This is a genomic window from Nonomuraea ferruginea, assembly GCF_039540635.1.
Lineage (GTDB): Bacteria > Actinomycetota > Actinomycetes > Streptosporangiales > Streptosporangiaceae > Nonomuraea > Nonomuraea ferruginea.
In genome coordinates, this window is the sequence record NZ_BAABFD010000004.1 from 150,878 (window position 1) to 175,929 (window position 25,052).

General features: G+C 70.3%; 24 protein-coding genes and 1 riboswitch. Of the genes, 13 read left to right on the forward strand and 11 right to left on the reverse strand.

From position 1 onward, the window contains the following. Positions 1-46: 46 nt before the first annotated feature. Entirely contained in the window at positions 47-2,572 is a 2,526-nt protein-coding gene (locus ABD999_RS09550; RefSeq protein WP_271275957.1) for an L-aspartate oxidase, read from the forward strand. Positions 2,573-2,575: 3 nt separating this feature from the next. After that, positions 2,576-3,358: a type III pantothenate kinase gene (locus tag ABD999_RS09555; RefSeq protein ID WP_271275958.1), complete on the forward strand. Its 783-nt coding sequence runs from the start codon at positions 2,576-2,578 to the stop codon at positions 3,356-3,358. A 56-nt stretch (positions 3,359-3,414) separates the two neighbouring features. Here ABD999_RS09555 and ABD999_RS09560 read toward each other — a convergent pair whose 3' ends face one another. Next, positions 3,415-3,882, reverse strand: a complete 468-nt coding sequence (locus tag ABD999_RS09560) for a hypothetical protein (protein WP_271275959.1) — start codon at positions 3,880-3,882, stop codon at positions 3,415-3,417. 171 nt (positions 3,883-4,053) lie between these two features. On the opposite strand from ABD999_RS09560, the gene lysX reads away from it, so the two are divergent. After that, positions 4,054-5,511, forward strand: coding sequence for a bifunctional lysylphosphatidylglycerol synthetase/lysine--tRNA ligase LysX (gene lysX, locus ABD999_RS09565; protein WP_378525222.1), 1,458 nt, complete (start codon positions 4,054-4,056; stop codon positions 5,509-5,511). Between the two features lie 24 nt (positions 5,512-5,535). Here lysX and ABD999_RS09570 read toward each other — a convergent pair whose 3' ends face one another. After that, the gene (locus tag ABD999_RS09570; protein WP_271275961.1) at positions 5,536-6,735 is read right to left on the reverse strand and encodes a cytochrome P450; all 1,200 of its coding nucleotides are present in this window, start codon (positions 6,733-6,735) and stop codon (positions 5,536-5,538) included. A gap of 189 nt (positions 6,736-6,924) precedes the next feature. Here ABD999_RS09570 and ABD999_RS09575 point away from each other — a divergent pair, with 189 nt between their 5' ends. Then, a complete protein-coding gene (locus tag ABD999_RS09575; protein ID WP_148035612.1) occupies positions 6,925-7,137 on the forward strand; it encodes a LuxR C-terminal-related transcriptional regulator in 213 nt (70 codons plus the stop codon). Between the two features lie 3 nt (positions 7,138-7,140). Here the strand turns inward: ABD999_RS09575 and ABD999_RS09580 are convergent, their stop codons facing one another. Then, the gene (locus ABD999_RS09580; protein ID WP_271275962.1) at positions 7,141-8,184 is read right to left on the reverse strand and encodes a C40 family peptidase; all 1,044 of its coding nucleotides are present in this window, start codon (positions 8,182-8,184) and stop codon (positions 7,141-7,143) included. Between the two features lie 6 nt (positions 8,185-8,190). Continuing rightward, positions 8,191-8,345: riboswitch (cyclic di-AMP (ydaO/yuaA leader) on the reverse strand. Positions 8,346-8,631: 286 nt separating this feature from the next. On the opposite strand from ABD999_RS09580, the gene ABD999_RS09585 reads away from it, so the two are divergent. From ABD999_RS09585 to ABD999_RS09610, 6 genes are all read left to right on the forward strand, one after another. Next, on the forward strand, positions 8,632-9,189 hold the full coding sequence (locus ABD999_RS09585; protein ID WP_148035610.1) for an amino-acid N-acetyltransferase: 558 nt from the start codon (positions 8,632-8,634) through the stop codon (positions 9,187-9,189). Positions 9,190-9,286: 97 nt separating this feature from the next. Further along, positions 9,287-10,624 (forward strand): RDD family protein, encoded by a 1,338-nt coding sequence (locus tag ABD999_RS09590; protein WP_271275963.1) that lies wholly within the window; start codon positions 9,287-9,289, stop codon positions 10,622-10,624. Between the two features lie 111 nt (positions 10,625-10,735). Further along, a complete protein-coding gene (locus ABD999_RS09595) occupies positions 10,736-11,221 on the forward strand; it encodes an RDD family protein (protein WP_148035609.1) in 486 nt (161 codons plus the stop codon). A gap of 513 nt (positions 11,222-11,734) precedes the next feature. After that, the gene (locus ABD999_RS09600; protein ID WP_148035608.1) at positions 11,735-12,067 is read left to right on the forward strand and encodes a histone-like nucleoid-structuring protein Lsr2; all 333 of its coding nucleotides are present in this window, start codon (positions 11,735-11,737) and stop codon (positions 12,065-12,067) included. Positions 12,068-12,880: 813 nt separating this feature from the next. Next, on the forward strand, positions 12,881-15,382 hold the full coding sequence (locus ABD999_RS09605) for an ATP-dependent Clp protease ATP-binding subunit (RefSeq protein WP_148035607.1): 2,502 nt from the start codon (positions 12,881-12,883) through the stop codon (positions 15,380-15,382). Positions 15,383-15,684: 302 nt separating this feature from the next. Further along, the gene (locus ABD999_RS09610) at positions 15,685-16,623 is read left to right on the forward strand and encodes a TIM barrel protein (protein WP_148035606.1); all 939 of its coding nucleotides are present in this window, start codon (positions 15,685-15,687) and stop codon (positions 16,621-16,623) included. 21 nt (positions 16,624-16,644) lie between these two features. On the opposite strand, the gene ABD999_RS09615 is transcribed toward ABD999_RS09610, so the two are convergent. After that, complete coding sequence (locus ABD999_RS09615) at positions 16,645-17,115, reverse strand: MarR family winged helix-turn-helix transcriptional regulator (protein WP_148035605.1); 471 nt, start codon at positions 17,113-17,115, stop codon at positions 16,645-16,647. Positions 17,116-17,176: 61 nt separating this feature from the next. Between ABD999_RS09615 and ABD999_RS09620 the strand changes: the two genes are divergently transcribed. After that, positions 17,177-17,593, forward strand: a complete 417-nt coding sequence (locus ABD999_RS09620) for a cupin domain-containing protein (protein WP_271275964.1) — start codon at positions 17,177-17,179, stop codon at positions 17,591-17,593. Between the two features lie 136 nt (positions 17,594-17,729). Here ABD999_RS09620 and ABD999_RS09625 read toward each other — a convergent pair whose 3' ends face one another. Next, complete coding sequence (locus ABD999_RS09625) at positions 17,730-18,554, reverse strand: NAD(P)H-binding protein (protein WP_271275965.1); 825 nt, start codon at positions 18,552-18,554, stop codon at positions 17,730-17,732. Between the two features lie 128 nt (positions 18,555-18,682). Then, entirely contained in the window at positions 18,683-19,549 is an 867-nt protein-coding gene (locus ABD999_RS09630; RefSeq protein WP_271275966.1) for an HhH-GPD family protein, read from the reverse strand. Positions 19,550-19,628: 79 nt separating this feature from the next. Between ABD999_RS09630 and ABD999_RS09635 the strand changes: the two genes are divergently transcribed. Continuing rightward, entirely contained in the window at positions 19,629-20,297 is a 669-nt protein-coding gene (locus ABD999_RS09635; protein ID WP_187281520.1) for a hypothetical protein, read from the forward strand. Positions 20,298-20,346: 49 nt separating this feature from the next. Here ABD999_RS09635 and disA read toward each other — a convergent pair whose 3' ends face one another. Together disA and ABD999_RS09645 are read right to left on the reverse strand one after the other, a co-directional pair. Then, positions 20,347-21,429, reverse strand: coding sequence for a DNA integrity scanning diadenylate cyclase DisA (gene disA / locus ABD999_RS09640; protein WP_148035602.1), 1,083 nt, complete (start codon positions 21,427-21,429; stop codon positions 20,347-20,349). 107 nt (positions 21,430-21,536) lie between these two features. Beyond that, a complete protein-coding gene (locus ABD999_RS09645; RefSeq protein WP_271275967.1) occupies positions 21,537-21,929 on the reverse strand; it encodes a winged helix-turn-helix transcriptional regulator in 393 nt (130 codons plus the stop codon). An 87-nt stretch (positions 21,930-22,016) separates the two neighbouring features. Between ABD999_RS09645 and ABD999_RS09650 the strand changes: the two genes are divergently transcribed. After that, entirely contained in the window at positions 22,017-22,901 is an 885-nt protein-coding gene (locus tag ABD999_RS09650) for an NAD(P)H-binding protein (protein WP_271275968.1), read from the forward strand. A gap of 28 nt (positions 22,902-22,929) precedes the next feature. Here the strand turns inward: ABD999_RS09650 and radA are convergent, their stop codons facing one another. The 3 genes from radA to ABD999_RS09665 are packed head-to-tail and all read right to left on the reverse strand — an operon-like array spanning position 22,930 to position 25,050. Next, on the reverse strand, positions 22,930-24,336 hold the full coding sequence (gene radA, locus ABD999_RS09655; RefSeq protein ID WP_148035599.1) for a DNA repair protein RadA: 1,407 nt from the start codon (positions 24,334-24,336) through the stop codon (positions 22,930-22,932). 37 nt (positions 24,337-24,373) lie between these two features. After that, positions 24,374-24,679: a thioredoxin gene (gene trxA, locus ABD999_RS09660; protein ID WP_148035598.1), complete on the reverse strand. Its 306-nt coding sequence runs from the start codon at positions 24,677-24,679 to the stop codon at positions 24,374-24,376. Then, positions 24,676-25,050: a MerR family transcriptional regulator gene (locus ABD999_RS09665; RefSeq protein WP_148035597.1), complete on the reverse strand. Its 375-nt coding sequence runs from the start codon at positions 25,048-25,050 to the stop codon at positions 24,676-24,678. Before ABD999_RS09665 ends, trxA begins: the two co-directional genes overlap by 4 nt. Between the last annotated feature and the right edge of the window lie 2 nt (positions 25,051-25,052).

Here is a 25,052-nt window from a genome sequence, read left to right on the forward strand (position 1 = left end):
GGCGTTATCGTCATATTGACGAAATAGCCCCGATTGAGGAGGGCCCATGAGTGCACCGGCGATCCCCCTGCGGCTGGCGGCGCCCGATCCGGGCTGGACCGCCGAGGCCGACCTGGTCGTCGTCGGATCCGGGATCGCCGGGCTCACCGTGGCGCTGCGCCACGCCGAGCTGGCCCCGGCCGAGCGGGTCCTGGTCGTCACCAAGGACGTGCTCTCCTCCGGCTCCACCCGATGGGCGCAGGGCGGCATAGCCGCCGTCCTCGACCCCGGCGACAGCCCGGACGAGCACCTCAACGACACGCTGCTGGCCGGGGTCGGGCTGTGCGACACGCGGGCCGTGCGCACGCTGGTCACCGAGGGACCGGGAGCGCTGCGGCGGCTGATGGACCGCGGCGCCCGCTTCGACCGCACCCCCGACGGCCGGCTCCAGCTCACCCGCGAGGGCGGTCACCGGCGCGACCGCATCGTGCACGCGGGCGGCGACGCCACCGGCGCCGAGGTGCAGCGGGCGCTGGTCGAGGCGGTACGCGCGAGCGGCCTCGAGGTGATCGAGCACGCGCTCGTCCTCGATCTGCTGAAGGACGCCGCGGGCCGGGCCACCGGCGTCACCCTGCACGTCATGGGCGAGGGCGCGCGCGACGGCGTGGGCGCGGTGCGGGCCCGCGCGGTCGTGCTCGCCACCGGCGGCATGGGCCAGGTCTACGCGGCCACCACCAACCCGGTCGTGTCCACGGGCGACGGGGTGGCGCTGGCGCTGCGGGCCGGCGCTGTGGTGCGCGACCTGGAGTTCGTCCAGTTCCACCCGACCGTGCTGTGGCTGGGCGAGGACTCGACCGGGCAGCAGCCGCTGATCTCCGAGGCGGTCAGGGGAGAGGGCGCGTTCCTGGTCGACCACGAGGGCGACAGGTTCATGACCGGCGTGCACGAGCTGGCCGACCTGGCGCCGCGCGACGTGGTGGCCAAGGCGATCATGCGGGTGATGCGGGAGACCGGGCGTGACCACGTCTTCCTCGACGGCCGTCACTTCGGGCCGGACAAGTGGCGGACCAGGTTCCCCACCATCGAGGCCGTCTGCCGCGCCCACGGCATCGACCCGGTCACCCAGCTCATCCCGGTCTCCCCGGCCGCCCACTACGCCAGCGGCGGCGTCCGTACGGACCTGTACGGCCGCACGTCCATCGAGGGCCTGTACGCGTGCGGCGAGGTCGCCTGCACCGGCGTGCACGGCGCCAACCGGCTGGCCTCCAACTCGCTGCTCGAAGGGCTGGTGTTCGCCGAGCGGATCGCCGAGGACGTGCACCGCGCCAGGCCCCGGCCGGGCGGGCCGGAGCAGTCCGCCGTCCCGGCCGGGCTGATCGACCCGCGGGCGCGCGGCCGGATCCAGCACCACATGAGCGCCGGCGCCGGGGTGCTGCGCAACCGAGGCTCCCTGACGGCCACGGCCAGGGCGCTGCGCGACGCCCGCTGGACGCCCGTCGAGGTGCCGCCGTGCACCGAGTCGTGGGAGACCACCAACCTGCTCACCGTCGCCACCGTGCTCGCGGGCACGGCCGCGGCGCGGCTGGAGACGCGCGGCTCCCACTGGCGGGAGGACCGCCCCGAGCGCGACGACCACGAGTGGCTCGGCCACCTGGACGTGACCCTGACCGAGGAGGGCCTGCAGATGACCTACACCCCGCACGGCGACGCCATGCCGCCGAGGCTGGCCCGGGAGCTGGCCGACGCCGGGCTCGACCCCGCCGACGCCGACGCGGTGATCGACCGGGCGCTGGCCGAGGACCTGTCGGCGGCCGGCGACGTCACCAGCATCGCCACGATCCCGGCCGGCCAGCTCTCGTCCGGCGACATGGTGGCCCGCGCCGACGGCGTCGTGGCCGGCCTCGCCCTCGCCGAGGCGGTCTTCCTGCGGCTGGGCGCGACCCGTACCGAGAGGAAGACCGAGGACGGCGAGCGCGTCCGCCGCGGCGAGGTGCTGATGACGGTGGAGGGCCCGACCAGGGCCCTGCTGACGGCCGAGCGCACGGCGCTGAACCTGGTCACGCACCTGTCCGGCATCGCCACGCTCACCGGCCGGTGGGCCGAGGCGATCGGCGGCACCCGGGCGCGGGTGCGCGACAGCCGCAAGACGCTGCCGGGGCTGCGGGCGCTGGAGAAGTACGCGGTGCGCTGCGGCGGCGGCGTCAACCACCGGATGTCGCTGTCCGACGCGGCCCTGATCAAGGACAACCACGTGGTGGCCGCCGGAGGGGTGGCGCCGGCGTTCCGCGCGGTGCGCGAACGGTATCCGGACCTGCCGATCGAGGTCGAGGTCGACAGCCTCGCGGAGCTGGAGGAAGCGCTGGCCGAGGGGGCGGATCTGATCTTGCTGGACAACTTCACCGTGGAACAAACCACCCAGGCCGTCCAAATCGTGAAAAATCGCGCCAACAAGGCGGTTGCGCTCGAAGCCAGCGGGGGATTGACCTTGGAATCGGCCCGTGACGTGGCGGAGACTGGCGTGGACTACCTTGCGGTAGGCGCCCTTACCCACTCGGCGCCGGCCCTGGACGTCGCACTGGATCTACGGGGGTAACACATGCTGCTCACGATCGACGTCGGCAACACGCACACGGTGCTCGGGCTCTTCGAGGGCGAGGACGTCATCGAGCACTGGCGGCTGGCCACCGACGCCCGCCGCACCGCCGACGAGATCGCGGTCGTCCTGCAGGGCCTGCTCGGCCAGTCACCCCTGCTGAAGGGCGCCGACATCGGCGGCATCGCGATCTGCTCGACCGTGCCCAGCGTGCTCAACGAGATGCGCGAGATGTGCCGCCGCTACTACGGCGACGTCACCGCCGTCGTGGTCGAGCCCGGCGTCCGCACCGGCGTGCCCGTACGGATGGACAACCCCAAGGAGGTCGGCAGCGACCGCATCGTCAACGCGCTGGCCGCCATCGACCAGTACGGCGGCCCGTGCGTCATCGTCGACTTCGGCACCGCCACCTCGTTCGACGCGGTGTCGGCCAAGGGCGAGTACATCGGCGCCGTCACCGCTCCCGGCATCGAGATCTCCGTCGACGCCCTGGCCGCCGCCGGCGCCCAGCTCCACAAGGTGGAGCTGATCAGGCCCCGCTCCGTCATCGCCAAGAACACCGTCGAAGCGCTTCAGGCGGGCATCATCTACGGCTTCGCCGGCCAGGTCGACGGCATCGTCGAGCGGATGGCCGCCGAGCTGGCCGACGACCCCGACGACGTGACCGTGGTCGCCACCGGCAGCCACGCCGGCCTGGTCGTCGGCGAGTCGCGCTCCATCGACGTGCACGAGCCGTGGCTCACGCTGATCGGCCTGCGGCTCATCTACCACCGCAACACCGGCTGACACATGAGCAAGCGGCCCCCCGCTCGGGTAGGGGGCCGCTTGCGGCTGGAGGAAACTCACTCGGACTCGGCGGCGTACAGGTACTCCCACTGGCCGCACTTGCTCACCCACTGCTGGTGCGGGTGGATCTGGCAGACCTTCACCCGCACCGCCGCGACGTCGTCCACGTCGAACCGGAGCTTCTTGGAGCCCGGGTAGCCGCAGAACTTCCTGGCGTGGACCGCGTCCCACTCGTGGTCGAAGCCGGCCGCCTGGAACCTCACGTAGGCGCACTTGCCGCCCTGCCCGTAGGTGCGCTGGTCGAGGTCGTGGAGCCGGCCGCGGAGGTGGACCGTGTTGGACGTCTGGTGCTCGTCCCACTCCACGCCGATCCAGCCCTGGGCCTTGGCGAGGTGGTGCTTGGCGTAGACCGGGCCCCAGGAGTGCCCGTCGGCGGTGGTGGCGCTCGCGGCGGCGGGCATCGACAGGGCGACGGCTCCGGTGGCGGCGACGGCGAGCAGGCCGGTGGCGATCTTCCTGAACATGGTCTCTCCCCGAGCCCCCCTGGACCGGCCCGCTGCCGGATCCCCCCTTCGAGCCCGTGACACATGGGTAACCGAGCGTGCTTGCAGGCCCCCTGCAGGGGACCGACGAGACCTTGCACGTGGCCGTATCCCCTACCCTTTGGTGATGTGAGCGACGAACTTCCCGAGCAGATGCGCATCCGGAGGGAGAAGCTCGACCGCCTTCGCGCCGAAGGCGTCGACCCTTACCCGGTGAGTTTCCCCCGCACGACCACCAACGCGGAGGTCAGGGCGAAATACCAGGGCCTGGAGCCCGACACCGCCACCGGCGACCGGGTCGGCGTGGCCGGGCGCGTCATGCTCAACCGTGTCGGCGGCAAGCTCTGCTTCGCCACCCTGCGCGACGGCAGCGGCGACCTCCAGGTCATGATCTCGCTCGACAAGGTGGGGGAGGAGTCGCTCGCGTCCTGGAAGCACGACGTCGACCTGGGCGACCACGTCGGCGTCGAGGGCGAGGTGATCACCTCGCGGCGCGGCGAGCTGTCCATCCTCGCCGACCGCTGGCAGATCACGTCCAAGTGCCTGCGCCCGCTGCCCGAGAAGCACCTCGGCCTGACCGACCCCGAGGCCAGGGTCCGCCAGCGTTACGTCGACCTCATCGTCAACGACGAGGCGCGCAAGATGGCCCGCGTCCGCAGCGCGACCGTGCGCGCGGTGCGCGACTTCTGGCACGAGGAGGGTTACCTCGAGGTCGAGACGCCGATGCTGCAGCCGATCCACGGCGGCGCGGCGGCCCGGCCCTTCGCGACCCACATCAACGCCTACGACATGGAGCTCTACCTCCGCATCGCGATCGAGCTCTACCTCAAGCGGCTCGTGGTGGGCGGCGTCGAGAAGGTCTTCGAGGTCAACCGCAACTTCCGCAACGAAGGCGCCGACTCCACCCACAACCCCGAGTTCACCATGGTCGAGGCCTACGGCACCTACCTCGACTACCACGACATGGCCGACCTCACCCAGCGCATGTACCAGAAGGCCGTGGTCGCCGCGCTCGACACCACCGTGGTCGTCCACGAAGGCGTCGAGGTCGACCTCGGGCTGCCCGAGTGGCCGCGGGCCAAGCTCTACGACCTGGTGTCCGCCGCGGTGGGCGAGGAGGTCACCACCGAGACCCCGCTGGAGCGCGTCCGCGGCCTGGCCGACAAGCACGACGTGCACTGGGACCCGAAGTGGGGCCAGGGCAAGCTGGTCCAGGAGTTGTTCGAGGAGCTGGTCGAACACACCCTCGTCCAGCCCACGTTCGTCATGGACTATCCGCTGGAGACGTCCCCGCTGGCCCGCGTCCACCGCGACAACCCGCTGCTGACCGAGAAGTGGGACCTCATCGGGTTCGGCACCGAGCTCGGCACCGCCTACTCCGAGCTCATCGACCCGATCGACCAGCGCCGCCGCCTGGAGGAGCAGTCCCTGCTCGCCGCCGGCGGCGACCCGGAGGCCATGCAGCTCGACGAGGACTTCCTGCAGGCCCTGGAGTACGGCATGCCCCCGACGGGCGGCATGGGCGCCGGCATCGACCGGATGATCATGGCATTCACGGGCCGCAACATCCGCGAGACCATCCTCTTCCCCCTGGTCAAGCCCACCCGCTGACCGCGCCGCGAAAGCCCGCCCGCGCTACAGGCGCGGGCGGTTGAGCCTGACGGGCAGCCGGGCCAGGCCGCGCAGCACCAGGTTCTCCTTGTACGGCGGATCCGCGTCGGCCAGCTCCAGCCCCGGCGCGGCCCCGGCCAGCGCGGCCAGCGCCACCTCCCCTTCCAGCCGGGCCAGCGGCGCACCCAGGCAGAAGTGCACCCCCAGACCGAACGCCAGATGCCTGCCAGGCGCCCGCCCCACGTCGAACCGGTCCGGGTCGGGGAAGGCCGCGGGGTCGCGGTTGGCCGCGCCGACCAGCGCCAGCGTCGACGTGCCCGCCGGCACCCGGACGCCGCCCAGCTCGGCGTCCTCCAGCGCGACACGGGCCGTGAGCTGGACCGGCGGGTCATACCTGAGCACCTCCTCCACGACCTCCCTGGGCCGCTCGGCCGCCCGCCCCAGCACGCCGTGCCTGACCAGGTTGAGCACGCCGTTGGCGATGAGGTTGACGGTCGTCTCGTGACCGGCCACCAGCAGCAGCACGCACGTGGCCAGCAGCTCGCGCTCGGTCAGCTCCTCGACCTGGACGAGCGCGCTGAGCAGGTCGTCGGCCGGCCGCTCCCGCCGCAGCGCGATGAGACCCTGGAAGTAGTCGTGGAACTCGCGCCGGTGGCGTTGTGAGCGCTCGGTCAGCTCGTCGGTGACGATCGGGTCGAGGCTGCGCGCCATGGTCTCGCTCCAGCCGCGGAAGCGCTCGTGGTCCGCCGCCGGCACGCCCAGCATCTCGCTGATCACCATGACGGGCAGCGGGTAGGCGAAGTCGCGGACCAGATCGGCCTCGTCGGGCAGCGCGGCGATCAGGTCCGCGGTGATCGTCTCGATCCGCGGGCGCAGCCGCCGCACCATGCCGGGCGTGAAGGCCTTGCTGACGAGTCCGCGCATCCGGGTGTGGTCAGGCGGGTCCATCATGAGGAACGAACGGACCGGTTCGTCCGGCCCGGCGGGCGCGGGGGTGGGGCCGTGACCGAAACGCGGGTCGCGCAACAGGGCCGAGCAGAGCTCGTGGGAGGTGGCGACGAGCAGCCCGCCGCGCGTCCGGAAGAGCGGCCCGCTCTCGCGCAGCTTCCGGTATCGGGAATACGGCTCGCGCAGGAACGCATAATCGTACGGATCGAAACCCAGCATGTCGCTGGGGCTCAGCGTGGACGGCGGCGCGCTGTCAGAGTCCTTGTGATCGATCATTGCGCTTGGAAATGTGCCGACATACGCCGAGTACTTCACGTAGGACGGATCATGTCAATGGCTATGGTCAAGTAGGGCAGATCTTACGCTTGACGGCCTTTGCCGGATGCGTTTACGTAGTCGGGGCGAGCAGCCTTTCGCTCGTGCCAGGACGTCACCGAGTAGTGCTGTTGGGGGGGAGGGCTCCCGATGGATGTGCTCAGTGAAAATGTTGAACTGAGCCATGCAGATCTGGCGTTGCTGGCGGAGCTGGCCAAGGGCGTCACAGTAGACCGAGTGGGGAGGCGCCTTGATTGCAGCGGCCGCACGGTGCGCCGAAGACTGAGGGGCATCTGCGACCGGATCGGGGTGGCCACGGCCATCGAAGCCGTGGCCTGGGCCGCGCGCCGCCAGCTGATCTAGCCGTCAGTCGGCGATGCGCACCGCTCCGGCGTAGGGGCGCCGGTCGAGTGAGGCGATGCGTACGACGTCGCCCGTGCGCGGCGCGTGCACCATCATGCCGCCGCCGAGGTAGATGCCCACGTGGTGCAGGTCGCTGTAGAAGAAGACCAGGTCGCCGGGGCGCAGCTCCTCGCGCGCGATGTGCCTGCCCGCGGTCCACTGGTCGCCGGTGTAGTGCGGCAGCGAGATGCCGACGCGCTGGTAGGCGGCCATGACCAGCCCCGAGCAGTCGTAGCCGTTGGGGCCTTCCGCGCCCCAGACGTACGGCTTGAGCTGCTGGGTGAGGGCCCAGCGGGCGGCCTGGGCCGCCTTGCCGTCGCCGGGGATGGGCAGGGTCACCTTGACGGCCCTGGTGCCGGGGCGGCCGGCCTCGCCGAGCGCGCGCTGGAACAACCGGCTCTCGACCTTGGTGACGAGCTTGGAGATCCGGTCGCGCTTGGCGCCGAGGTCCTTGACGATCTTGTTGACCTCGTCGATGCGGGTCTGGGCGCCGGTCCTGGCCCGCTCGGCCGCGTCCATCGCCTTGGTCAGCTTGAGGACCTCCTCGCTCTGCTGCTGTCGCAGGGCGTAGGTGGTGGCCGCGCGGTCGAGGTAGCTCTCGGGGTCGCCGCCGGTGGTGAAGGCGAGCACCCGGCTGAGGCCGCCCGACATGTATTCGGCCTCGACCAGCTGCGACGCCCTGGTCTTCTTCGTGGCCAGGTCGGCCTCGCTGGCGGCGAGCCTCTTCTTGGCGTTCTCCACGGCCTTCTTGGCCGTCTTGAGCTTCTCGCGCTGCCCGTTGTACTGCTCGGTGAGGGTCTCGATCTCCAGGTGCATCTCCTCGACCTGCTCGGAGAGCTCCTTGAGCGAGGGCTTGGGGTCGGCGGCGACGGTCCCCGCGGGAGCGGCGACGAGCAGCGCGGCGAGGGTGGCGCCCACGATGCCCAGCCTGCGGCCGTAGCCGGCCCGTTCCGGAGGGCGGGCGCGCTCGCCCGCGGAACTCCCCCTGCGGTCGCGCGTGCGCTTCACCAATCGAGCTCCTTCCGTAGCGCGCCGACCGGGCTAGCTGACGGGTTCGGGCTCGGACCGGCCCTACCGAGCGAGGTGCTCGGACTCACCCCTGGTGGCGCCGCTCGAACGCCGCCGGCGGGTCCCCGGCTCCCCTTGCGGGGATTGGGCGCGTCTCCGCGCCACATGCGCGGGGACATCGACGCTGGACACTAATGCACCGAGGGTTCCTGCTCAACCGGAACTACAGACTCTGTAGAGATTTCACAACCGGGGGGTCACAAGGTGGTCTCGTAAAGCCCGGTATGGCAAAGACTTCATGTCCTCTTTGTGCCTGCTTGGACCAGGCATGGAACGGTAGGAAACCTCCAACGCCACAGGTGCTCGTACAGCCACGAGACGTTACAAGATGGGCGCAAGTCCGGGGTTAGGGGTGAGCCGTAATCACAAACTGTAGGCTGGAGGGTCATGGAGCAGGTCGCCGAACGTCCCCTTCCCGACACGCAGGTCCTGGTCCGGCGTGCCCGGACGCCGGACGTCAAGGCCATCAAATTCCTGGTCGACACCTATGGAGGCCCCGGCCCCCGGCTGCTGGAGAAGGCCACGGTCACCCTGTACGAGGACGTGCAGGAGTTCTGGGTCGCCGAGCGCGACGGCAAGGTCGTCGGCTGCGGGGCGCTGCACGTCCTCTGGGAGGACCTGGCGGAGATCCGCACCGTGGCGGTCCACCCGGAGGCGCGCGGGCTGGCCATCGGCCACCGCATCGTCACGGCCCTCATCGACACGGCCAAAGAACTCGGCCTGCAGCGTGTTTTCTGCCTCACATTCGAGGTCGACTTCTTCGCGAGACACGGATTCCGGGTGATCAAAGGCACCCCGGTCTCGCCCGAGGTCTACGCCGAACTCCTGGCCTCGTACGACGAGGGCGTGGCCGAGTTCCTGGACCTGGAACACGTCAAGCCCAACACCCTGGGGAACACACGGATGTTGCTCCACCTGACCTCGGGTGATGCGGATCTTGACTGACAGAAAAGGTGATTGTTGATACCCATGTCGATACGTTGTCCAGGACAGGCATGTGCCCTGACACGTGCCACATGCGCACGCGAAGCGAGGTGACACGGTGAGCACCGGACAGCCGCCGTATCCGCAGGATGAATCCAGCGAGAATCATCCGGGATACGGGCACAACCCGGGACACCCCCATGGGGAGGATCCCGACGCGACGGTCGTGGGCTACAGGGCCGACGACCCCTACGGCCAGGGCCAGTACGGCCAGCAGCCCCCGTACGGGCAGCAGCAGCAGTACGGTCAGCCGGGTCAGCAGGGCTACGGCCAGCAGGGCGCGTCCCAGCCGGGCTACGGCCAGCCCCAGTACGGCCAGCAGCCCGACTACGGCCAGCAGGGTTACGGTCAGCAGCCTCAGTACGGTCAGCAGGCTCCCTCGCAACCCGACTACGGCCAGCCCCAGTACGGCCAGCAGGCCCCTTCCCAGCCTGACTACGGCCAGCAGCCCCAGTACGGCCAGCAGGCTCCCTCGCAACCCGACTACGGTCAGCAGCCCCAGTACGGTCAGCAGCAGTACGGCCAGCCCGGCTACGGCCAGCAGCCCTCCTCGGGTCAGCAGGGCTACGGCCAGCAGCCCTCCTCGGGTCAGCAGGCTTACGGTCAGCAGGGCTACGGTCAGCAGGCCCCCTCCCAGCCCGGTTACGGCCAGCAGCCCGATTCCCAGTCCGGCTACGGTCAGCAGGCCTACGGCCAGCAGGGTTACGGTCAGCAGCCGCAGTCAGGGCAGCAGTACGGCCAGCCCGGCTACGGTCAGCAGGCGCAGTATGGCCAGCAGCAGTACGGCCAGCCCGGCTACGGTCAGCAGCCCCAGTACGGCCAGCAGTACGGTCAGCCCGCCTACGGGCAGCCGGGCTACGGCCAGCCGGTCGGCGTGCAGCCTCCGGGTGCCCCCGCGCCGCTGGCGGAGTGGTGGCAGCGGCTGGTGGCCCGTCTCATCGACGGCTGCATCTTCGGCGTCGTCTATTTCCTCATCTCCCTGGTGCTGGGCATCTTCTTCGTGGCCAGCTACAACTCGGTGACGGGTGTCACGACGGGCTTCTTCAGCTCGTTCCTGATCGGTCTCATCCAGTGGATCCTGCTGGTCGGCCTCTACGTCGCCTACGACTACTTCATGACCAAGATGAACGGTCAGACGGTCGGCAAGATGGTGATGGGGATCAAGGTCGTCCCCGTGGGCGGCGCCATGCCGCCCGGCGGCCTGCCGGGCAACATGGCCCTGAAGCGGGCCGGCGGCACGTGGGGCGGCTATGCGCTCGGGATCCTCCCGCTCGTCGGTGCCTTCCTCGGCGCGATCGCGGTCATGCTCAACGCCGCCTCGCAGCTGTGGGACAAGCCTCTGCAGCAGACGTTCGCCGACAAGTTCGCCGGCACCGTCGTGGTGAAGATCAAGTAGCCTGTACGGCTCGGAAAACAGGGATCGGTGATCCACCGGTCCCTGTTTTCGCGTGTGTGCTCCGTACCAGAATGGGAACGGTCGGGACACCGATGGGGCGAGGTGAGGGTTATGGCCACGACGCCGCGGGCCGATCCGGTGCCCGCGGAATGGTGGGAACGGCTGGCCGCCCGGCTCATTGAAGCGCTCGTCTTCGGGGTGTTCTATTACATTCTGTTCATCGCGCTGTGGGGCATCTTCCGGACTGTCGGGGTGCTGGAGCTCTTCGGGGGCCGTTTGCCGGGCGTGTTCGCATGGGTGTTGGCCGGGCTGGGTTATACGGTCTACGACTGGGTCACGCTTTCACGAGGCGGGCGCACGTTCGGCAAGGCGATCATGCGCATTCGGGTGGAACCGGCCCGGCTGGGGGCGCGTGACCGGTTGAAACGGGTCCTCGGCTATCCGGCCCCGGCCATCGTGATGGGCATTCCGGTGCTCAATCTGCTGGCCGGAATGTACGTGTTCGCGGTGGGCCTGCTCATCCTGATCGACAAGCCGCTGCAGCGTGGGCCCCATGACAAGCTGGCCGGAACCCTCGTCGTTAAAGATCATTCCTGAGCTGGGAAGCCTGGGCGCCGCTTTTCAGGAAACTTGGGGTAGATCCGGTAAGGCACCTGGAGAGACTGGCATTAGGCTATGAGGCGTCCGGGTTGCCGGATGTTGATGCCCCTGCCAGGCTATGGGCATCTGTGTGCCGCTATGGTCTGCGGTGCGAAGGTCGTCGACAGGGCGACACCCGGGGCGGTCAAGCCCGCGCCCGCCGCACCGCCCGTGCATAAAAGGCCAGGAAACCCCCCGTCCGCTGTGGAGGCGAGGACGAATGGAAGTTGTGACAGAGGTTTTGTCGGCGCTCATCCCGCCGCTCGTCGTGGGGGGCGCCTTCATCTTTGGGGTGGTGAAGTTGGTGCGCGCCGAGGGCCCTGGGAGGCGGCCAAACCGGCAGGATCAGGCCGAGAAGAGCAACTGATCAGCGACTCAGCGGAATCGTCGCTGAGCTGAATTGTCTTAACGTCTTTCCGGGTATATGTTTGGTCGAGCGAATGAAACAATGCTCCGGAAAGGATTGCGTAGATGGCCAAGCAGATCCAGGAGATTCTCATCGATGACCTCGATGGGGGCGAGGCCAATGAGACGGTCAGCTTCGCTATTGACGGCGCTTCCTATGAGATTGACCTCAGCGACGTTAACGCCAAGAAGCTGAGGGACGCTCTCACGCCTTTCGTGCAGCACGCTCGCAGGGCAGGGGCGGTCACCACGCGCCGTCGAGGCCGCGGCGGTCAGCGGGCGATGAGCCGCGAGAAGAGCGCCGAGATCAGGCAGTGGGCCAAGGCCCACGGTCTGCCCGTCAGCGAGCGAGGCCGGATCGCCTCCACCGTCGTCGAGAAGTACGAGGCGGCCCACTAAGGGAGCCGTCGGCTGACCATGCGCTTATGCCGCTCGCCTAAGGACCCCGGCGGTCGCCATAAGCGCATGATCGTTCAGGGCGAATCTCAGATCGTGGACACTTTCCGTTCTGTCGATCTTCGATTCGCCCGAAACATGGGCATTTGGGTCTTCGCATCGAACCGCCGGGCGCGTGTTTTGGCGGTTTTGTCGGGGATGACGGGGCTCCAGCGCTTTCGGGCGATCTGGGGCCCCATCTCTGTTGTACGGCTTCTCTGAAGGGGCCGCTGCCGCGCATTGCGCGCACTTCCCGCGTCGGGTAGGCCACCTACCGTTCCGTCCCTCCGGGCCTTGGCGATCACGCCGGACTGGTAACGTCGCTGACCAGACTGATCAGGCGGCGGATTTCGCTCTGGGTGATGCGATGCACATCCGCTTGGCCCGCGTTTGCATCGCCACATACGATGGCAGGGTGTAAGAGATACGGACCCGGCGTCTCAGGATGCATGGGCATGATGACGGGCGACGACCCGACCCAAGGGCCGGCCCGTCAGGCGTCCCCATCGCCGATCCGTGTGATCTGCCACCGCCGCCGGCGGCGAATAAGAGCCGCAGTACCCATGCGTCCCAAACATCGTTCGCTTGCGGCGTATCGGGAACACGTCACCCCCGAACCATAGTTGGATGGAGGGTGAACGCCCTGCTCTCGGGGAACGCTCTCTGCTATAGAGCGCGTCAGCGGCAGAGGGCACGGTTCGCCGAGCCAGGGCTAGCATGCGGGATGACGGGACCGGATTTACCGGCCTGACTGACCGCTCTGTGAGGAGCGACGAGATGTTCGAGAGGTTCACCGACCGAGCAAGGCGTGTTGTCGTCCTGGCCCAAGAAGAGGCCAGGATGCTCAACCACAACTACATCGGCACTGAGCACATTCTTCTTGGTTTGATCCACGAAGGTGAGGGCGTGGCCGCCAAGGCTCTGGAGAGCCTCGGCATCAGCCTTGAGGGCGTGCGTCAGCAGGTCGAGGAGATCATCGGCCAGGGCCAGTCGGCTCCGTCGGGGCACATTCCCTTCACCCCGCGGGCCAAGAAGGTCCTCGAGCTGTCGCTCCGTGAGGCTTTGCAGCTGGGTCACAACTACATCGGCACCGAGCACATCCTGCTCGGTCTCATCCGCGAGGGTGAGGGTGTGGCCGCCCAGGTGCTGGTCAAGCTTGGAGCTGATCTCAACCGGGTGCGGCAGCAGGTAATCCAGCTGCTCCACGGTTACCAGGGCAAGGAGCCGGCCGCCGCCGGCGGCCCCCAGGAGTCGGCCCCGTCGACGTCCCTGGTGCTCGACCAGTTCGGCCGCAACCTGACCCAGGCCGCCCGCGAGGGCAAGCTGGATCCGGTCATCGGCCGTGAGAAGGAGATCGAGCGGGTCATGCAGGTCCTCTCCCGGAGGACCAAGAACAACCCCGTTCTCATCGGCGAGCCCGGCGTCGGCAAGACCGCCGTCGTCGAGGGCCTGTCGCAGAAGATCGTCAGGGGCGAGGTGCCCGAGACGCTGAAGGACAAGCAGCTCTACACGCTTGACCTCGGCGCCCTGGTCGCCGGCTCCCGCTACCGCGGCGACTTCGAAGAGCGCCTGAAGAAGGTGCTCAAGGAGATCCGCACGCGCGGCGACATCATCCTGTTCATCGACGAGCTCCACACGCTCGTGGGTGCGGGCGCCGCCGAGGGCGCGATCGACGCCGCCAGCATCCTCAAGCCGATGCTGGCCCGCGGCGAGCTGCAGACCATCGGTGCCACGACTCTCGACGAGTACCGCAAGTACCTCGAGAAGGACGCCGCGCTGGAGCGCCGGTTCCAGCCGATCCAGGTGGCCGAGCCCTCGCTCAGCCACACGATCGAGATCCTCAAGGGTCTGCGCGACCGCTACGAGGCCCACCACCGCGTGTCGATCACCGACGGCGCGCTGGTGGCCGCCGCGCAGCTGGCCGACCGCTACATCAGCGACCGCTACCTTCCCGACAAGGCGATCGACCTCATCGACGAGGCCGGCTCGCGCATGCGCATCCGCCGCATGACCGCGCCGCCGGACCTGCGCGAGTACGACGAGAAGATCGCCAACGTCCGCCGCGACAAGGAGTCCGCGATCGACGCGCAGGACTTCGAGAAGGCGGCTGCCCTCCGCGACCAGGAGAAGCAGCTCCAGCTCAAGCGCGAGCGGCGCGAGAAGGAGTGGAAGGCCGGCGACATGGACGTCGTGGCCGAGGTCACCGAGGAGCTCATCGCCGAGGTCCTGGCCACCGCCACCGGCATCCCGGTCTTCAAGCTGACCGAGGAGGAGTCGCAGCGCCTGCTCCGCATGGAGGACGAGCTCCACAAGCGGATCATCGGGCAGGACGACGCCATCAAGGGCCTGTCGCGGTCCATCCGGCGCACCCGCGCCGGTCTGAAGGACCCGCGGCGTCCCGGCGGCTCGTTCATCTTCGCGGGTCCGTCCGGTGTCGGTAAGACCGAGCTGTCCAAGGCTCTGGCGGAGTTCCTCTTCGGCGACGAGGACGCGCTGATCAGCCTGGACATGTCGGAGTTCATGGAGAAGCACACCGTCTCGCGGCTGTTCGGCTCGCCTCCCGGCTACGTCGGCTACGAGGAGGGCGGCCAGCTCACCGAGAAGGTGCGGCGCAAGCCGTTCTCCGTGGTCCTGTTCGACGAGATCGAGAAGGCCCACCCCGACATCTTCAACTCGCTGCTGCAGATCCTGGAAGACGGTCGCCTGACCGACGCCCAGGGCCGGGTGGTCGACTTCAAGAACACGGTCATCATCATGACCACCAACCTCGGCACCCGCGACATCTCCAAGGGCATCGGGGTCGGGTTCGCGAAGTCCAACGACGCCGACTCCAACTACGACCGGATGAAGGCCAAGGTCCAGGAAGAGCTCAAGCAGCACTTCCGGCCCGAGTTCCTCAACCGTGTCGACGACATCGTGGTCTTCCACCAGCTCACGCCCAACGAGATCATCAAGATCGTCGATCTGATGCTCGCGCAGGTGGCCGAGCGGCTGAAGGACCGCGACATGGGGCTCGACGTCTCGCCCGAGGCCAGGCAGCTGCTGGCCGACCGCGGCTACGACCCGGTCATGGGCGCCCGGCCGCTGCGCCGTACGATCCAGCGCGAGCTGGAAGACTCGCTGTCGGAGAAGATCCTCTACGGCGAGCTCCGTCCGGGGCAGGTCGTGAAGGTGACCATCGAGGGTGAGGGCGACGACGCCAGGTTCCTGTTCGCGGGAGAGGACGCCACCCAGGTGCCCGACTCCGCGGCGGCGATCGCCGGTTCCATCCAGAGCTGACCCAGTTCACGAAAACCCCCGTGCGCTCCGGCGCACGGGGGTTTTCGCATGTGGTGACGGGAAACGTTGCCGAATCGTTGAAGGGCGAGTGGCCCCGCCACGACAAGTAGTACTACTCTGTGTAGAGCTTCGCCAAGTCCTGTCCAAGTGATCCGCAAGAGCGTGTCTCTACGGTCGGGACTGCTCCCCTGGGAGTAGCAAGAGATCAACCCAGGGCTGACGCGCACGCCGCCACGGGCCGACATGCTCGAAGTGGCACCAGCGGGCGAGGGGGAAACCAGTGAGAGTCGTGGAGGAAACCGATGCGCCTGCGTCACGATGACGGAACGCTCGTTCACCTCGCCTACAACGCAGGCGTGCACCCCGCGGAGGATCTGGAGAACCTGATCGCCCATCTCACCCGCTACGCCGTGCCGGTGCGCAAGCGGCTCGGCGTGGAGCGGATGGGGGTCGGCCTGTGGCTCTCGCCCGCCGTCGCCGACCATCTGACCGCCGACCGCATAGAACTCGTCCGCCTGCGCCGCTCCCTCGAAGAGCGCGGCCTGGAGGTCGTCAGCCTCAACGGCACCGGCGGTCGCAACCAGGAGGCGCCCGGCCCCGACTGGGCCAAGCCCGAGCGCTACCGCTACACGATGGCGCTGGCCAAGATCCTCGCGTTCCTGCTGCCGGACGACATCCAGTCGGGCAGCATCTCCACCATCCCGATCGGCTGGCGCCGCGACTGGCCGGCCGACCTGCAGGCGATCGCCACCCGGCGGCTGGAGCGGCTCGCCCGCGAGCTGCGCGGCCTCCACAGCATCACCGGCAAGACGGTCAGGGTCGGTTTCGAGCCGTGGCCCGGCTGCGTGCTGGAGACCACGGAGCAGGCGCTGGAGCGGGTGCGCGGCATCGACTCCGACCACCTGGGCGTCTGCCTCGACGCGTGCCACCTGGCCCGCGGCGCCGAGGAGACCGGTGAGGCGCTGCGCGGCCTGGCCAAGACCGGCGCCCCCGTGGTCAAGCTCGGCCACGTGCACCACCACACCGGCGGGTCGCCCAACACCGGCGGCGTCCTGCACGACACCCTGACGGCGATGCTCTCCGGCGCGGTGAGCGGCAGCGCCCACATCGAGGTCGAGACCCACAACCTGGCGGTCCCGGGCCGCGCCAAGGGCCCCGGCGCCCTGGTCTCGCTCCTGGCCCAGGAGCTCGACTGGGCGCGCACCAGCCTCACCAGCCTGGGTCTCCAGCTCGCCGCCTGACCCGGGGACTGGTCCGGCGCCTCACGGGGCGCCGAACCAGCCCGGGATGTCGAGGCGCCATAGGTTGGCGGGGGTCATTGTGCGGAGGTCGGCCTCCAGCGCCCGCAGCCGGTCCTCGCCCAGCTCGGCGGCCCAGCGGGCGCGCAGGTCGTCGAAGATCGCGGCCGAGCGGGCGAGGGCGTCCATGCCGTACGGGGTCAGACGGACGATCTTGCGCCGGGTGTCGGCGGGGTCGCGGGTGCGTTCGACGTAGCCGATGCGTTCGAGTGCCTCGACGGTCTTGCCCGCGGCCTGCTTGGTGACGCCGAGCGTGCGGCCCAGGTCGACCGCGGTCGTGCCGTCGGGCCCGATGGCCTGCATGACGAAGCCGTGCATGGGCCGGATGTCCGGATGTCCCTGACGGCCCAGCTCGGCGTGGAGCTCGTCGATGAGCACCCGGAAGGCCAGGAAGAGGCGGAGCGGGAGTTCGAACCCCGGGGGTGTGCTTGACACGATAGACAACCTGGTTCACTATCTAGACAATGACGTTGTCTATCTTAGAGGAGCACCTGCCATGACCGTCATCCGCGACGCGCGGGCACGCAGGATCGAGACGCCCAACGGGACCATGACCACGCTCGCCTCGCCCACCCAGGGCGAGTCCCGCCAGGCCGTGTGGCGCGTGGACGCCAAGCCCGGCACGGCGGGCCCGCTGCACGCCTTCGACACCGAGTCGGTGTGGACCTGGCTGGCGGGCCGCTGCACCGTCCAGCTCGGCGGCGAACGGGTCGAGGTCGAGGCGGGCGACACCATGGTGCTGCCCGCCGGCGCGCTGCGCCGGTTGTTCGCCGACGAGCGGCACGGCTTCGCGGCGATCGTGGCCGCCCCCGCGGGCGTCCAGGTCTACAACCCGGACGGGCTCGACACCCCGGACGCCTGCGACCTCGTACCGGAAGGCACCCGCAGCATGCCCCTGCCCTGGGCCCGGTGACCACCCTCAGTACGGGTGCGCGTGGGCGTCGGCCCAGGAGGGTGCCCTGGGCCCGGTGGCCGGCGTCACGGCAGGTGCGTGTGGGCGTCGGCCTAGGAGTGGAAGGTGCGGGTGCCCTGGGCCCCGGTGACCGGGCTCAGGACGAGGGCTGGAACAGGTGCTTGTGGGCGTCGGCCCAGGAGCGGAAGGTGCGGGCCGGAGTGCCGGTGACCTTCTCGACGGTGGTGGTGACCGGCGCCGGGCCGGCGGTCATCGCGGCCTGGGCGCGCAGGACGTCGTCGGCCACCTCGGGCGGCCAGCCGCGGGCGAGCATCCGCTGACGGGCCTCCTCGGGCGGCGCCTCCTCCCACCGCACGGGCCGGCCGACCGCCTCGCCGATCACGCGCACCTGCTCGGCCTGGGTCAGCGACTCCGGCCCGGTCAGCTCGTGGACGGCGCCCTCATGCCCCTCCTGGAGCAGCGCCGCGACCGCGACCGCGGCGATGTCCTGTTCGTGGACGAGCGACATGGCGGCCCGGCCGTATGGCTCGCGCACCATGTCCCCGGCGCGGATCTGCCCGGCCCAGCGCGACGCGTTCGCCGCGAAGGCATGCGGGCGCAGGACCGTCCACTCCAGACCGGACCGTTCGATCAGGCCCTCGGCCCGCCGCTCGTGCTCGCGCACCGTGGCGGAAGACAGGTAGACCAGCTTGCGGGCGTGCCCCGCCATCAGCGCCAGCACCGCCTCCAGCCCGTCCACCGAGGCGAACGGCCAGATCAGGAACACGGCGTCGACGCCGTCGACCGCCGGGGCCAGCGAACCGGGCGCCGACAGGTCGCCGCGCAGGGGCTGGACGCCGGGCGGGAAGCCCGCCGGGGTCCGGGACAGTGCCCGCACCTCGGCCCCGTCCTCCGCCAGCCGCGCCGTCACGTGGCGCCCGACCGTGCCGGTCGCCGCCGTCACCAGAATCCGTTGTGACACTTCTTTCCCTCCCCGAAGGACTCACTGATCGTCAACCGTAGGAGGAAGGCGCGCGACGGCCCATGCTCAGCTGTCGCGGATTCATACGCGATCGTCGTTCCCGCCCAGAGGCAGATCGTCGTTCCTGGCTAGAGGCAGTACGTGCCGTCCTCCAGGACCTGGGCCAGGCCGTCCGCGACGAGGCCGTCGAGCGCCCGCTCGCGCTGCACGGCGTCCTCCCAGACCGCGTCCAGCGCCGCCTTCGGCACCGGCCCGTGGGCGGCGCGCAGGACCGCGAGCAGGCGCCCGCGGCACTGGCGGTCGGTGCCCGCGTACGTCTGACCCTTGCGGGCGGGACCCGCGTGCGGCGGCTTGCCGGCCAGCCGCCACGCGCACACCCCCGCGATCGGGCAGCCCTCGCACCGGGGGGCGCGGGCGGTGCAGACGAGCGCCCCCAGCTCCATCACCGCCACCCCCCAGCGGGGCGCGCCCAGCTCGGGCAGGAGCGCCTCCGCGAGGCGGCGTTCGGCGGCGGAGGTGGCCGTCGGGGGATACTCCTCGGCCCGTACCGCCCGCGCGAACACCCGTCGCACGTTGGTGTCCAGGATCGCGTGCCGCCCGCCGAACGCGAAGCCGGCGACCGCGGCGGCGGTGTACTCGCCGATCCCCGGCAGGGCGAGCAGCGTCGCGTGGTCGGAAGGGACCTCGCCGCCGTGCCGCTCGGTGATGGCCGTGGCGCACGCGTGCAGGCGCAGCGCCCGGCGCGGGTAGCCGAGCCGCCCCCAGGCGCGCACGGCCTCGCCGGAGGGCTCCGCGGCCAGCGCCTTCGGAGTGGGCCAGCGGGCCATCCACTCGTGCCAGACGGGCAGCACCCGGGCCACCGGCGTCTGCTGCAGCATGATCTCGCTGACGAGCACTCCCCACGGGGTCCGGTCAGGGGTGCGCCAGGGGAGGTCCCGGGCGTTGTTTTCGTACCACTCCAGAATGGGAAGGTGTAGGAGTTTCGGCTCGATCACGCAGCCCAGCGTATGACGAGATGGCAAGGTCCGGCGTGTCGTCACGACGCGTCACAGGATGGTTACCCATCCTGGCGGCATGGATCCGGAAACCATGCGCGGAGACTCGGGAATCGGGGGCGACGTCTACTGGCGGCGGCGCATGAGCCTGCTCATCGGAGTGCTCGTGGTCGTTGCCGTGGTGGCGTGGGCCTGCTCCAGTTCGGGCGGCCCGGAGAAGCGGTCCGACGCCCAGGTCTCCCCCAGCCCCGCCCCGGTCACGGACCCGCTGCTGGCGGGGCTGCGCACGCTGGCCATGGGCACCGCCAGCCCGTCGCCGACGCCCAGCCCGAGCAAGACCCCGCGCGCCAGGCGCGCGGGCGAGCCCTGCGACGACAAGGACCTCGTGCTCCACCTCCAGGGCAAGCAGGAGATCTACGCGAGCGGCGCGCGCCCGCACTTCATCGTCACCGTGGTCAACACCGGGCCGGTGATGTGCAAGGCCGACGTCGGCCCGCGGGCGCTGGAGATCCGCATCACCTCGGGCGAGGACCGCATCTGGTCCACGGCCGACTGCGTCAGCGGCCCGGGGACGGAGACGCGCGAGCTGCAGCGAGGCGTGCCCTACGTCCGCACCCTCGACTGGAACCGCCGCCGCTCCAGCGGGAGCTGCCGCGCCGACCCGCCCGCCGCCCTTCCCGGCACGTACGTGGTGGTGGCGCGCCTGGGCGAGCACAAGAGCCCGAAGGGTGTGTTCCACCTCCGCTGAGCCCGTCGCCGCTCACAGGGCGTCTCAGAGGCGTACGGGGGGCGTCTGGTCAGACGTAGCGCTCCAGGATCGAGGACTCCGCGAGGCGGGAGAGCCCTTCGCGGACACTGCGGGCCCTGGACTCGCCGACGCCGCCCACGGCCTGGAGGTCGTCGATGCTGGCCGCCAGGAGCTTCTGCAGGCTGCCGAAGTGGTTGACCAGGCGGTCGACCACGGTGGCGGGCAGCCGGGGCACCTTGGCCAGCAGGCGGAACCCGCGCGGGCTGACCGGGCTGTCGAGCTTGTCGCCGCCGTTGTGGCCCAGCAGGCCGGCGACCACCGGCAGGTCGAGCAGCTCGTTGCCGGACAGCGCGTCGAGATCGTGCAGGGCGTCGGACAGGCGGCGCTGGCGGCGGCTCGACGGGGCCGGAAGGTAGTCGCGCACCACCAGCTCCCGCTCGGAGTCGACGCCGGAGACCAGCTCGTCGAGCTGCAGGGACAGCAGCCTGCCGTCGGTGCCGAGCTCGACCACGTAGCCCTTGATCTCGTCGGAGATGCGCCGGACCATCTCCAGCCGCTGCGCCACGGCCGCCACGTCGCGCACGGTGACCAGATCCTCGATCTCCAGCGCGGAGAGCGTGCCGGAGACCTCGTCGAGGCGGTGCTTGTAGCGCTCCAGGGTGGCCAGGGCCTGGTTGGCCTTGGACATGATCGCGGCCGACTCTTCGAGCACGTAGCGGATGCCGTCGAGGTAGAGGGCGATGATCCGCATGGACTTGCTGATCGCGATGATCGGCAGGCCCGTCTCCTTGGCCACGCGCTGGGCGGTGCGGTGGCGGGTGCCGGACTCGTCGGTGGGGATGGTGGGGTCGGGAACCAGGTGGACGGCGGCGCGCACGATCTTGTGGTCGTCGCTGATGACGATCGCCCCGTCCATCTTGGCCAGCTCGCGCAGCCTGGTGGCGGAGAAGTCGACGTCGAGATGGAAGCCGCCGCTGCAGAGGCGCTCGACCATCTTGTTGTAGCCGAGCACGAGCAGGCCGCCGGTCTGCCCGCGCAGGATCCGCTCCAGACCGTCGCGCAGTGGTGTGCCCGGGGCCACCGCGGCCAGGGCTTCGCGACGGCGGTCGTCAAGACTCCTGTCGTTTGGCACCTGACCCCCGTGTCGAAATAGTCAAGCCCAGCTTAGCCGCGCCGTCTCACTCTCTCCTCCGCCTTTGGGCGGGTCATACCACGGTAGCGAGTCACCCGGGTCCGGGTTCAACGGCCGGCGGCATCCCACCGCTCCCGGGCCGCCGCCATGGTGTCCCTGTGCTCCCTCGACCAGTCGGCCAGCCGCTCGACCGTCTCGGCGAGGCTCCGGCCGACCGGCGTCAGCCGGTACTCGACCTGCGGCGGGATCGTGGGGTACGCCGTCCGCTCGACGAGCCCGTCCCGGCACAGCCGCCGTGTCGTCAACGTCAGCATCCGCTGCGAGATGCCGGGGATCGCCCGTTGCAGCTCCCTGAACCGCCGCACGCCTTTGGCCAGCTCCACTATCACCAGCACCGTCCATTTGTCGCCGAGACGGTCGAGCACATCGCGGATGCCGCAGTCGTCATCCCCGCACGGCCCGGGGGCCTGGGGGGTTACCTCCGTGTTCGCGACTGACATGAAAGTGCCTCCTTAAAGTCGGCGCCCGGACGCCCCATGCTGGGCGTCATTCACCTTTTCGCGCACCTCAACAACAGGAGTGGTCTCATGATTCTCGTCACCGGCGTGTCGGGGAAACTCGGCAGTGCGATCCTCGCCGGGCTGCGGGCCGTGGACGGGCTGGTGACGGTCGGGGCCAGCAGTTCCGGCGACGGCGCGGTGGTGCGGCTCGCCGACTTCGACCGGCCGGAAACGCTGGAGCCGGCCTTCGCGGGCGTGGACGTGCTGGTGTTCGTCTCGGCGGGGTACGCCGAGGACGACGTCGTGCTGGCCCGCCACGGCGCCGTGGTGCGGGCGGCCACCGCCGCCGGAGTCCGGCACGTGATCTACACCAGCCTGGCCGGCTCGGGGGAGCGGCTCACGATCGCGCTCGCGCACCGCTGGACCGAGGCGCGGCTGGCCGAGGCGCCCTTCGACGTCACCGTCCTGCGCAACGGCCTGTACGCCGAGATCCCGGCCGGGCTGGCCGTGGCCGGGGCCGCCGCGGCGGCGGCGAGCGGGGTGTTCGCCGCGCCGCTCGGCGACGGGCGGCTGTCGGCCGTCGCACGCGACGACCTGGCCGCCGTGGCCGTGCGGGTGGCGGCCGAGGCGCAGGAGGACCTGACGTCGGGGGCGTCGGGGGCGCAGCGGCGGCACGCGGGCCGCACGTACGAGCTGGAGGGCGTGGAGGCGGTCGGCGGGCGGGAGCTCGCCGAGGCGCTGGCCGAGACCCTCGGCCGGCCCGTCGAGTACCGGCCGGCGCCGCTGGGCGAGACGCGGGCGTCGCTGGCCGGGCTGGAGCCCTACCAGGTGGGGCACACGATGTCGACGTTCTCCAACATCGGCGCGGGGCTGCTGGAGAGCCGCGGCGGTGACCTGACGGCGTTCCTGGACGCGCCGCGGCCGGTGCGCGACCTGGTCACGGCGGCGGTCAAGTCGGCCCTGGGAGGCTAGCGCCCCCTCAGGTCCTCAGAGGTACGGGTCAGGTCACGTGGGTGAGGGCGTCCCAGACGTTCTCCGCCTCGACGACCTCGAAGCCGGGGGCGAAGGCGACCGGGCCGACCGGGACGAGGGAACGCTGGCCGTTGGGCTTGCGGGTGCCCTCGTCGAGGGAGCCGACCGGGACCAGGCCGCGCTTGAAGCCGAGGCGGGCGGCTTCGGTGAGGCGGCGGCGGACGTCCTTGACGGGGCGGAGCTCGCCCGCGAGGCCGACCTCGCCGAGCGCGACCAGGCCCGCCGGGAGGGGCTTGTCGCCCGCGGCGCTGGCGACGGCGAGCATGACCGACAGGTCGACGGCCGGGTCGCTGAGCTTGATGCCGCCCACGGTGGCGGTGAAGACGTCGCAGCCGCCCAGCCGGGCGTTGAGCCGGCGCTCCAGCACGGCGAGGACCATCTGGACGCGGTAGGTGTCGAGGCCGGAGGAGGTGCGCCGCGGCTGCTGGGCCTCGGTGCGCGCCACCAGGGCCTGGACCTCGGCGGGCAGGGGGCGGGTGCCCTCGACCGTGACGGTCACGCAGGTGCCGGGGACGGGGTCGGAGCGGCGGGAGACGAACAGGCCGCTGGGGTCGGTGATGCCCTCGATGCCGCGCTCGTGCAGGTCGAAGCAGCCGACCTCGTCGGTGGGGCCGAACCTGTTCTTGATCGCGCGTACCATGCGGAGCCGGGAGTGGCGGTCGCCCTCGAAGTTGAGCACCACGTCGACGAGGTGCTCCAGGGTGCGCGGGCCGGCGATGGAGCCTTCCTTGGTGACGTGGCCGACCAGGACGGTCGACATGTCGCGCTCCTTGGCCAGCCGCACGAGGTTGGCCGCGACCTCGCGGACCTGGGTGACGCCGCCGGGGACGCCGGTGGCCTGGGCGGAGCCGACGGTCTGCACCGAGTCGACCACGAGCATGCGGGGTTGGATCTTCTCCACGTGGGCGATCAGCGCCGACAGCTCGGTCTCGGCCGCCAGGTAGAGGCGGTCGCGGATGGCGCCGATGCGGTCGGCGCGGAGCCGGACCTGGGCGGCCGACTCCTCGCCGGTGACGTAGAGGACGGTCTCGCGCTCGGCGATGCGGGCGGCGGCCTCCAGCAGCAGTGTCGACTTGCCGATGCCGGGCTCACCGGCCAGCAGCACGACCGCGCCGGGCACCAGGCCGCCGCCGAGCACCCGGTCGAGCTCGCCGACGCCGGTGGTGCGGGCCGCGGCGATCTCGGCCTTGACCTGGCCGATCGGCATCGCCGGGGCGGTGGTGGCGCCGGCCTGGACGACGTGCGCGCCGGCGCGGCCGCCCTCCTCGTCGACGGTGCCCCACGCCTGGCACTCGCCGCACCGGCCGACCCACTTGGGGGTGCGCCAGCCGCACTCGGCGCAGCGGTATCCGGGCTTCTGCGCAGTCTTGGCCATGGCGAGCAGGCTAGCGGGCCGGACCGACAAGCCGCCGCTACGCCAGGCCCAGCTCCTTGACGAGCATGCGCTTGGGCCGGGCGCCGACGATCTGCCTGACCGGCCGGCCGTCCTCGAACAGCAGCAGCGTGGGCAGGCTCATGACGCCGTAGCGGGCCTGGATCTCGGGGTGGTGGTCGGTGTCGAGCTTGCCGATGGTCAGCCCGTGCTCGGCCTCGATCTCCTCCAGCACGGGGGCGATCATCTTGCAGGGCGGGCACCATTCGGCCCAGAAGTCGACGAGCACCGGCTTGCCCGCGCCGAGCACCTGCTCGTCGAAGTTGTCCGTGGTGAGCGTGATCATGTGTCTCCTCTGAAGAAGCAGCCTTCGCACGATCCGGCGAGTTGCGCGGCGACCTCCGCGCGGCGGGTCAGCAGCAGCCGGATCTCGTCGTCGATCTCGGCGAGCTTGCGCTGGTAGACGGCCATCGACTCGGGGCAGGACCCGCCGCTGTCGTGGCCCGAGCGCAGGCAGTCGACGAACGGGCGGGTGTCCTCCAGCGTGAACCCGACCGACAGCAGGGCGCGGATCTCCGACACGAGCCGGACGTCCGCCTCCGCGTAGTGGCGGTAGCCGTTGGCGCTCCTGTGGGCGCGCAACAGCCCGTGCTGCTCGTAGTAGCGGAGCGAGCGGGTGCTCACCCCGGTCCGCCGGGCCAGCTCTCCGATGCGCATGC